Origin of the sequence: Tenacibaculum discolor, assembly GCF_003664185.1 — a bacterium.
GTDB lineage: Bacteria > Bacteroidota > Bacteroidia > Flavobacteriales > Flavobacteriaceae > Polaribacter > Polaribacter discolor.
In genome coordinates this window covers 146,704-156,699 of the sequence record NZ_RCCS01000004.1, presented here as the reverse complement: position 1 = coordinate 156,699, position 9,996 = coordinate 146,704, and the positions used below count along the sequence as shown (strand labels likewise).

The following is a 9,996-nucleotide window of genomic DNA, read 5'->3' as shown; positions in this document are numbered from 1 at the left end:
TTGATATTAAAACTAGGTAACTACTATTATTAGTTAGTAAACCTAGCTTTATAGTGAGTTTGTTAAAGGTACTAAATCTATCAATTGCGAGAGTTATAAAAACAAAAAACGAGCCAATTGGCTCGTTTTGTATAAATGTTAGTTAATTTTTTTTACAATAAATTCACATCGTCTATTTAACTCATGTTCTTCTTCTGAGCAAGATTCTTCTGTTTTACATTTTTTAATAGGTCTAGTTTCACCATAGCCTATAGCAGATATTCTATCTGGCTCGATACCTTTTTCCATAAAATACATTCTTACAGAGTTTGCTCTTTTTTGTGATAGGGTAAGGTTATATCTATTATTTCCTCTAATATCAGAATGAGTTCCAACTTCTACGACCATATCTGGGTATTTCTTCATTAAGTTTATAGCCTTATCAATAGCTTTTTTTGTATCTCTTCTTAAGTACCAAAGTTTATAATCAAAATTAATATCTTCAGTTTTGATAATCACTTGATCATTAGTTTTTATAATATCTTTTTCTTTTTTAATGATATCATCAGCTTTTTTTTGTTTATCTAATTTTAGTTGTAAGGCTAAACTTGCTTTAAGTTCTTTTTCTTTTTTGGTTTGTAAGGCCAAAGCTCCTTTCTCTTCTTTTTCTATTTGAATTAATGATTTTAAAGCCATTGAGGCATCATTAACTTTTTTTCGTTCATTTTTTAGAGTAAGAGTTCTTTGTTTACCCTTATAACCAGTTTTTGTAGCTTTAATATTATAGGTTGTTTCACAATTAGTACGAAAAGTAAATTTCCCTAAGGTATCTGTTATTGCATAAGAAATAGTTTCGTTGTTTCTAAGTGTAATATTTACATTGTTTAAAGCTTCACCTGTATCAATATCTGTAATTACTCCAGAGATAAATTGATAACAGTCTTCAATGATTAAAGGTTTTTGCTCTATGAGTTTATAAATATCATCACTTCCTTTTCCTTCTGGTCTGTTAGAAGCAAAGTACCCTTTGTTTGTATCAGAATTAATATTAAAAGCAAAGTCATCATATCCTGAATTTACGGGTAACCCAACATTGTCAGGCTTTACATATTCATTGTCTTTAATTGAGCTAACAAAAACATCAAGAGCTCCAAAATTTGGGTGACCATTAGAAGAAAAATATAATTTATTGTCCTTACTAATAAATGGAAATTGTTCTTTTTTGTCGGTATTTATTATTGGACCTAAATTTTTAGGTATTCCATAACTTCCGTTATTATTTATTTTTACTGAATAAATATCAAAAGAACCATAACCGTTAGGCATATCGGAAGAAAAATATAATGTTTTTTCATCTTTACTTAATGCTGGGTGTTCGGTAGAATAAGTATCATTGTTAAAAGGCAATGAAGTAATGTTAGTCCATTTTCCATTAATTAATTGGGCTTTGTATAGCTGTATGTGTGTAACCTTTTTACTATCTTTTTTTTGTTTTCCTTTAACTAGGTTATTTCTGTTGAAATAAGCAGTCTTTCCATCTTTAGTGAAAATAATATTTGATTCGTGTAGTTTAGTGTTTATAGATGAAGAAAATGGTTGTATAGTTGTTTCATTAGAAAGTGTATCGTTACTATCTACTTCATATAAATCTAAATAATGATTTCCTGTCCAACCAAAGCGTCTATAATTTGTCGACTCTTTTTTAGGAGCTGCAAAAACAATCTTTTGTTCTTTTTGTATTGCTCCAAATTCAGAGGAACTTGTATTGATAGGGAGGTTTTTTATGGAAAAACGTTGGCCAATAGCTTTAATATTGTCTAGGTACTTTATATCTTTTTCTAGTTTTTTTAATTTTACAGAATCATTTTTTTGATAAAAAGAATGGAGTATGTTATAAGCTTGTTTATGCTTACCATTAGCTTTTAATATATCTGAATACCTTATGAAATCAGTTTCATTAAGTAATTTATTGTAGTTTTTAAAGAGGTAATTGTAATGTGTAGAAGCTTTACTCATATTATATGTGAAATAATACGAATCAGCTAAATTTTTAACAGCTTTAAAATTTTTATTTTCTTTTAAAACTTTTTCATACAAAGGAATAGCTTTACTGTAAGATGTTCTATTGAAGTATTGATTGGCTCTTTTAAGATCTCTGTTTATTTGAGCATTACTTAAGAGAGGAAGCAGAATAAGTAGTATAGAAATTAATTTTTTCATATTATTTTTTAAAAGAATCTAGGTGATTTGTCGTACCCTTTTTTTAATTGTAAAGTGTCAAAATCTAATAGTACAAATATTTCATGTGTTCCCGAATTGAAATTGCTAAGTTTACTTGTAGTATAATCATAAGCATAACCAATTCTTAAAAAATTAGTGGCTCTAATGTTAAACATAGCACTAAAAGAATCATTAATTCTGTATGATAAACCTCCTTCAAATCGTTCATTAATTAAGGCATTGATTGAAGTGTCTAGGGCTACTGGAGACCCTTTTACAGCTTTTAAAAGGAAAGAAGGTTTTAATTTAAAATGGTCGTTCAGTGTAAAAACATATCCAGCATTTGCAAATAGATGAATTTCTTCTCCACCAATGCTTCTTAAACTATTCTTATCAATGTGCTTAGAGTTTATTAGGTTAGGAACAGATACTCCAACATAATATTTATCAGTGAAATAGAAAGCGCCGACTCCGAAATTAGGAAATATTTCATCTTGATTATCAAAAGCAACATCGTTAGTGTTGACGCCAGTAATAATATCATCATCAGGAAAACGAAAATTTGTAAAATTAGTTTTAAAACTAGTAAAACCTGCTTTTAAACCTAAAGAGAGTTTATGTACTTCGTTAAACTGTAAAATATATGCGAAATCAGCATAAACATTATTTTCTTTTAAAGCTCCATCCCCTATATTATCGCCAATAAAAGACAATCCCATTTCAAATTTTTCTGTAATTGGAGTATGAGCAAAAAGGGTATATGTTTTAGGAGAACCAATAGCGTTAGACCATTGCGTTCTATGCATAAAACCAAAATTTATAACTCCTAACTCATTAGTAACATATGCAGGGTTTACAATGCTCTGATTGTACATGTATTGTGTGTACTGAGGGTCTTGTTGTGAAAAGACGATAGATAAAGAACTAAAGTACAAAAACGCTAAAATTACTTTTTTCATGAATTTTTTATTTGCTTAAATAAATTCTACCTTGTTTAGGTTTTAAGTTATCTTTATTATAATTTAAAATATAGAAGTATACACCACTAGTTACTTCGTTTCTTGAAGAAGAGTTTGTCCCGTCCCATTTAGGGTTTGTGCTGTTTCCTTTGAATAAAGATTGTCCATATCTATTAAAAATCTCTAATTGATAATTAGGATAAAAATACTCTATGTAGGGTATGAAATAATAATCGTTAACACCGTCTCCGTTAGGCGAGAAACCATCGGGAATAAAGAAGTCGTATTTTTCTGGATCACAATTATTAAGAGAAACAGTTATAGGTAGTCGTTTACTTTCACAACCAGAGTCAGGGTCGACATTAGCTATATAGTAGGTGATGTTCGCTTCTAGTAAATCTAATTTATTTAGTTTTACTCCATTTTCTGAAGAATCATACCAACGTATTTCAAAATTTGGGTCTGTTGATAATGAAGAGCTTTCAAAATCAAGAAGAGTTAATTCATCTAATTGACATAATTCAGTTAGCCCTGTTAATACAGGTGTTGGGGGAGTAATTATTGTAACAGTATATGCCTGTCTTGTAATACTTTCACATCCTTGTATACTTTCTGTAGCATAATAGGTAGTGCCATTTGTTAATAAAGTAGTACTATCTAATAAGTTTCCACCTGTAGGGCTATCATACCAAAGAAGCTCACCAGTATCAGCTTGAGCGTCTAAATTAGAAATTGAAGGATCATCAATATCACAAAATATAGGACTTGTATTAAAAGCTGTAACTGTTTGAGGTGAGAGTAGTGTTATGGTGACTGAAGATTTTTCAGAGCTCTCACAATTGTTTAACCCTGTTGCGCTAACAAAATAATCTTCCCCATTAACAAGTACAGTTGAGACAGGTAAAGGATCAGTAGAATTTATGTCTGCATACCAAGTTAAATTTTCACCGCTGTCTACTTTTATATCTGATATAGTTGGTAGGTTTGGAGAAAAATTAGGTAAACAAAAGGTTTGCTTATCATTTAGTGTCGGAGGAGAAGGTATACCATCTATTGAGAAATTTTTAGAAACTTCAAAATCAAATTTTGTTCTACAAACATTAGTATCATTCTGAGAGCTTTTTAAAATAACATTGTACACTCCTTTTTCAAGATTAGATATGTCTACTTGGTAGTTTGCTTTTCCTCCATTAAACGTTATGGAGTTTTTTGTGAGAACGTCTGAGCTTCCTGGTCTAGTAATTTCGTAGTTTATCATGTACTGACCGTCAGGAAGTATAGGGGCGTCAATAATTACAGAAACATTTCCTGCATTACAAATATTATCAATAGCAATGTCAAGGTTTATATTATCAGGAACTCTTTTTACTATGAAATTATGATTGATACATCCAAAATTTTGATTAGAAGCAGAAGTTATTTTAATGTTATAATTAGTGTTTTTTTCAGAGAATGAAGAAAGATCAATTGAAAAATTAGTTTCGCCATTAGTAAATGTAATTTGTTGGTTTTTAACAGTAATTGCTTCCGATGTAAAGGTGTCAGTTAATAATAAATCAACTATAAAAGTTTCATTAGAAGGAGTACCTGTGTTGTCTATTAAGTCAAAAATTGTAGCGTTTATAATATTGTTGTCATAGCATATGTCTTCAATATTAATTTTAGCATCTAGTATACTGAAAGAAGTTTCGGAAACAGTATAAGAACTACAAGTTAAACCACTCAAGTTAGAAATAGAAGAAGTTCTAATAATATAATTCCCTGAGAGTAATGAGTTTTTAGGTAATGTAAACGAAGGGTTATTAGTAGTGTTATTAATTTTTAATGTTTTTACATCATTAATTATTTCTGAATAAACTACTTGATTAGTATTGGTGTTTACAATTTCGTACCCTAAATCGTACGACATATCTACATCATTGGGGTTAGTATGTATAAGTCCAATGCTTATAGTGTTACTGATACATGTATTACTTACTTCAAACTTTCCTGAAATTTGAGGTAGTTTTACTGTAACTGTAGTAGAAGCTGCAGAGCAAACTCCATGAGTAGGTTGTACAGTATATGTAAAACTATATTCTCCTGAACCAAAATTATTGTAGATATCTTGAATATCAATAGTAGAATCGGAAGGAGAGGTTATTTGGTTTGTATTATCATCATCAGTCCAAATCCCGTTAAGATCTTCATTAATTATTTGATCAAATAAATCTATATTGGTGTAAGGAGTAAGATCGTCTGTATCACAAATAACAATGTCAGTAGCTTCACCAGATTCAGGAGCTCTATGTACTTCTAAAATTACAGTAGTAGACCTTGAAGGACATGTGTCTACTTGTTCAACTGTATATATAAAAGTATAGGTACCCACACCAGCAAGACTAGCATTAAATAAGTTGTCATTTAAAAAACCTGTGCGTGTTGAAGGATCTTCAGACCATATTCCATTCAAGTCAGCATTTAAGTCAACTGAATTATTGTCTAAAAAAGTAAATAAATCAACATCTACGTCATCACTACAAGCATTGGCTCCTCCATTAATATTATCTTCACCAGAATACCCGCCTAAAAAAATAGTTATTTCTGCACTTTCACCACAGGTATTATTAGTATAAGTAAATTTATGCTCACCATATTGATTAATCTTCCATAGGTTTAAAATACCTGTGTTGCTATTAAGAGCGTTTTTAAAAATAGGATTATTAGAAGACCATGTCCCGCCAGTTTCAGGAGAACCATTTAATTGGCTATAGAGATCAAAGCTTTGATAGCTATTATTTGATTCTTTTGCGCACAAAGTAATAGTATTGTCTTGTCCCGCACATTGAGAAAAAGTAGTGTTGGGGTACATCAATAGAAGGCAGAAACCTACTAAATACAGAATAAATATCTTTTGCATGGTAAGATGATTGATAGCAATAATTATTTTTTTATTTGCAAAACAACACAAAAAAGAAATATTCTCTAAGAAAAAGATATAAAATTTTAAGAACAGGCTGTTTTGTTTTATACAAACTATAATACTTCGTTATATTTACGCAAAATTTATGAAGTCAAAAATGAAAATTCACTTTATAGCTATCGGCGGTAGCGCAATGCATAACCTAGCAATCGCATTACAACAAAAAGGATACCAAATTACGGGTAGTGACGATACGATTCATGATCCGTCAAAAACTCGTTTGGCAAATAAAGGTTTGTTGCCAGATGCGTTTGGTTGGTTTCCAGAAAAAATAACTACCGATTTAGATGCTGTAATTTTAGGAATGCATGCAAAAAAAGACAATCCTGAGTTATTAAAGGCGCAGGAACTTGGAGTGAAAATTTATTCGTATCCAGAGTTTTTGTATGAACAATCTAAAGATAAAACACGTGTGGTTATAGGTGGTTCTCATGGGAAAACAACTATAACTTCTATGATTCTACATGTGTTAAATTATCATGATAGAGAAGTGGATTATATGGTAGGTGCACAGTTGAAAGGTTTTGATACTATGGTGCATTTAACAGAAGAAAATGAGTTTATTGTTTTGGAAGGAGATGAATATTTGAGTTCTCCTATAGATATGCGTCCAAAGTTTCATCTGTACAAACCGAATATAGCGTTGTTAAGTGGAATTGCCTGGGATCATATCAATGTGTTTCCAACGTTTGAAAATTATGTAGAACAATTTTCAATTTTTACTGATTCTTTGACGAATGGTGGAATTATGGTGTATAATGAGGAAGATGAGGTGTTAAAAGAGGTTGTTGAAAGTTCAAATCATCCAATAAAAAAATACCCTTATAATACTCCTGATTGTTTTATTGATAATGGAATTACTTATCTGGAAACAGAAGAAGGTGATTTACCATTAGAAATTTTTGGGAATCATAATTTACAAAACTTAGCAGGGGCAAAATGGATTTGTCAGCATATGGGAGTTGATGAAGATGAGTTTTATGAGGCGATTGCTAGTTTTAAAGGCGCTAGTAAGCGTTTAGAAAAGATTACTGAAAATTCTTCAACAGTTGTGTTTAAAGACTTTGCACATTCACCATCTAAAGTTGAAGCAACTACTGCTGCGGTTAAAGATCAATATTCAAATAGAACTTTATTAGCATGTTTAGAGCTACATACTTATTCGAGCTTAAATGCTGAGTTTTTATCAGAATATAAAGGAGCTTTAGATAAAGCAGATAAAGCAGTAGTTTTTTATTCTTCACACGCTGTAAAAATTAAACAGTTGGAAGAAGTTTCAGAAGAACAAATATCTAAAGCGTTTGAACGCGACGATTTGATTATTTACACAAATCCAGAAAAGTTTAAAGAGTTTTTATTCAATGAGAACCTTGAAAATACAGCTTTGTTATTAATGAGTTCTGGTAACTACGGAGGGTTAGATTTTGATGAGGTTAAGGCTTTGGTTTAAAGCCTAGTTTTATTTTTAACCAGTTAATATCTGTTATTTTAGATACAACAAAATTAAAGTATGATTTGTTAAATAAAGCTTTGAATAAAATCTGAAGCCTTGTTGATGTTTTCAAATAGCGTTTTAATGCTACTTTCTTCATTTTGTTATATTGATTTAGACATAAGTTCTGTAGACAATTAGATACATACTGTTGGCTTTCAGTGTCAGAAGTATATTTAAGGTTTTTAGATTTTGATAGAAGGGTGCTATATAAATCTAAACCAGCATTTAGTTCTTTAGAAAGGTTGTTATCAGATACTTCAGTTTTTACTTTTAATTTATTACCTAATAAAAAAACATCGTAAGCCCCTCGGAGATTAATGTTTTTTAAAAAGTAAGCGTTATCATTAATTAATTTAGAAAACACGGTTAGCTTAATTTGGTTTTCATAAGAGAGAACTGTAATGTTATTAGTTGTAAGGAGAGAATTTTCTATAGTTTCATAATTAAAAAATGTAGCTTTTTCTTTTCGTAACATGTCTTTATGAATTTCAATAGCTCCAATCTTTTCAGGGTGTGTAATTCTTGGTATATGTCTATGATCTTCAAAAAGCTCAGAAACCTTATTTGTGTAACCGTGTTTTTTTAGAATTTCAAAAGTGGTTTTAACATGTTTTTTCTCTACTAAAAAATCGATATCACCCACCATACGCTCGGCGATATCTTCGTATAGTCCTTCTAGTAAATTACCTGTTCCTTTTAAAAAAATAGGAGTAATATTGTTTGAAAGTAAAAGTTCATTAATTTCTTTTGCTTCTGCAATAATTTTTTGATTACGCTCTCTGTTTAAGTCAGTAATATGTTTCATATACTCGACTAAATCTACAGGTAAATAGTGTAATAAATCAGCACGTTTTAAATTGCAATATAATGCGGGGAAAACATAGTGGGTTGTACTTACTTTAACTACAGCTTCCCAATCGACTAAATCGGATTTTATTTTTTGTTCAACTAAATTTCGATTCTTTTCTTCATGGGTTATAGTTAAAGACTTACTAATAAATAATAATGTTTCTTTATAATTCATCCGCAAATATTTTTTTTACAGTTTCAATCATTTTTTCATTATTAGAATAGGTTAATTGATAACAAGGTAATTTTTCAAACCAATCTAAAAAAAGTTCAGCATTTTGAGGTAATGGAGATAACCAAGAATCAGGAATCAATTGCTCGAATGCTGTAATGCTTGAAATTTTATTAATGATTAAATCACTATCTTTTTGATATTTAATGAAAATTAGAGCTTTGCAAGGAGTTTTTAGCGAGTAATTATGATTATTTGTAGGTAAGTAGTGAACAATTTTATTTAGCTTTTTAAAATGATATTCAGCAGAAGTTTTTAATTCAGGATAAATTGGGAGTAGCGTTTCTAAACTATTCTTTTTAATAGATATAGCAGAAGGAAAACTGTGTACATTTAAAGAATTATCAACAGGTACAAAATCATCGGCTAAACAAGTAAAACCATTGGCTTGTAATAATGCTAATGAAGTACTCTTTCCATTTCCAGAATCACCTAAAAATAAAATAGAATTATTGTTCTTACTAACTGCGGAAGCGTGAAAAACTCCTATCCATTCATTTTCATTTTTTTGATGTATTTTTTGCACTAGTTCCATTGAGAATTTTCCTTGAAAGTAATGCACTTCTTTTAAACTCCATGTACCAATAAGGCTATCGTCAACAGAAAAAGAAATAGATTTAGAATCATTATACACTTCAAAATGATGATGTGTTTTGACTGTTTCCTGAATTTCTAAATGAGCGAATTTTGGGTGTATTAAAAAGGCTTCAGTATTAGATGCATAGCTTACTTTAAAATATAAACTATTTATATTATAGTATTTTACAACTTCAAAAGTCTTAGGCTTAGTTACAGGTATTAGCTTTTTATTGTTTTTATTTTCTGAAGAAATAAGTAAAGCTTCAATATCAGTAACAAGTTCTACTGCTTGTTGGTAAGGTATGTTAACTTGCTTTATTACTTGATTAATAATTTCTTGTTTATCAATCTTTTTATCTAAAAGAGATAGTGTTTCTGCTATCAAGGGGGCTACAACAAGATATTCATTATTGTCTTGAAACCAAATAACTTGCTTATTCTCTATTTGTTTATTAGTCATGTACTTATAAAAGTAATAAAACCTCGAGATATTCTCGAGGTTTTAGAGTGAAATAATTTTTTGATATTAAAAATCTAGTCCTGGATCTTCAGGGCTCTGTGCCTGTGCTTTTTGCGGATTTAAGATCATATAAGTTCCTAATGCTGTTAAAGCTGCATATTTACCATAACTCCCTATTTTTTTTATAGCCTCTTTACGAGTAATGTCTTTAGAACTTTTATCAGTGTTTTTTATGTCTTTTCTCATGATTGCTCGATTTTG

The 9,996-nt window shown here is 30.0% G+C and carries 7 protein-coding genes; 1 reads left to right on the top strand and 6 read right to left on the bottom strand.

Translation table 11 applies throughout. The features are described 5' to 3' along the window. Positions 1-138 precede the first annotated feature (138 nt). The 3 genes from C8N27_RS01185 to C8N27_RS01175 are packed head-to-tail and all read right to left on the bottom strand — an operon-like array spanning position 139 to position 6,057. Positions 139-2,199 carry an OmpA family protein gene (locus C8N27_RS01185; RefSeq protein ID WP_121145878.1) on the bottom strand — a complete coding sequence of 687 codons (2,061 nt, stop codon included), beginning with the start codon at positions 2,197-2,199 and terminating at the stop codon, positions 139-141. A gap of 8 nt (positions 2,200-2,207) precedes the next feature. Further along, on the bottom strand, positions 2,208-3,158 hold the full coding sequence (locus tag C8N27_RS01180; RefSeq protein WP_121145876.1) for a PorP/SprF family type IX secretion system membrane protein: 951 nt from the start codon (positions 3,156-3,158) through the stop codon (positions 2,208-2,210). A gap of 7 nt (positions 3,159-3,165) precedes the next feature. Then, the gene (locus C8N27_RS01175; RefSeq protein ID WP_121145874.1) at positions 3,166-6,057 is read right to left on the bottom strand and encodes a gliding motility-associated C-terminal domain-containing protein; all 2,892 of its coding nucleotides are present in this window, start codon (positions 6,055-6,057) and stop codon (positions 3,166-3,168) included. Between the two features lie 160 nt (positions 6,058-6,217). Here C8N27_RS01175 and C8N27_RS01170 point away from each other — a divergent pair, with 160 nt between their 5' ends. Beyond that, the gene (locus C8N27_RS01170) at positions 6,218-7,570 is read left to right on the top strand and encodes a UDP-N-acetylmuramate--L-alanine ligase (protein WP_121145872.1); all 1,353 of its coding nucleotides are present in this window, start codon (positions 6,218-6,220) and stop codon (positions 7,568-7,570) included. Here the strand turns inward: C8N27_RS01170 and C8N27_RS01165 are convergent. The 3 genes from C8N27_RS01165 to C8N27_RS01155 form a co-directional block, all read right to left on the bottom strand. Next, a complete protein-coding gene (locus C8N27_RS01165; RefSeq protein ID WP_121145870.1) occupies positions 7,554-8,639 on the bottom strand; it encodes a nucleotidyltransferase domain-containing protein in 1,086 nt (361 codons plus the stop codon). The two genes, C8N27_RS01170 and C8N27_RS01165, sit on opposite strands and share 17 nt — an antisense overlap. Further along, entirely contained in the window at positions 8,629-9,735 is a 1,107-nt protein-coding gene (locus tag C8N27_RS01160; protein WP_121145868.1) for a hypothetical protein, read from the bottom strand. Before C8N27_RS01160 ends, C8N27_RS01165 begins: the two co-directional genes overlap by 11 nt. A gap of 66 nt (positions 9,736-9,801) precedes the next feature. Then, on the bottom strand, positions 9,802-9,981 hold the full coding sequence (locus tag C8N27_RS01155; protein ID WP_121145866.1) for a hypothetical protein: 180 nt from the start codon (positions 9,979-9,981) through the stop codon (positions 9,802-9,804). Positions 9,982-9,996: the final 15 nt, after the last annotated feature.

Bases quoted from the DNA above. Each gene is read 5' to 3' on its own strand.
- C8N27_RS01185 (WP_121145878.1), bottom strand. From the start codon at position 2,199: ATGAAAAAATTAATTTCTATACTACTTATTCTGCTTCCTCTCTTAAGT.
- C8N27_RS01180 (WP_121145876.1), bottom strand. From the start codon at position 3,158: ATGAAAAAAGTAATTTTAGCGTTTTTGTACTTTAGTTCTTTATCTATC.
- C8N27_RS01155 (WP_121145866.1), bottom strand. From the start codon at position 9,981: ATGAGAAAAGACATAAAAAACACTGATAAAAGTTCTAAAGACATTACT.
- C8N27_RS01175 (WP_121145874.1), bottom strand. From the start codon at position 6,057: ATGCAAAAGATATTTATTCTGTATTTAGTAGGTTTCTGCCTTCTATTG.
- C8N27_RS01165 (WP_121145870.1), bottom strand. From the start codon at position 8,639: ATGAATTATAAAGAAACATTATTATTTATTAGTAAGTCTTTAACTATA.
- C8N27_RS01170 (WP_121145872.1), top strand. From the start codon at position 6,218: ATGAAAATTCACTTTATAGCTATCGGCGGTAGCGCAATGCATAACCTA.
- C8N27_RS01160 (WP_121145868.1), bottom strand. From the start codon at position 9,735: ATGACTAATAAACAAATAGAGAATAAGCAAGTTATTTGGTTTCAAGAC.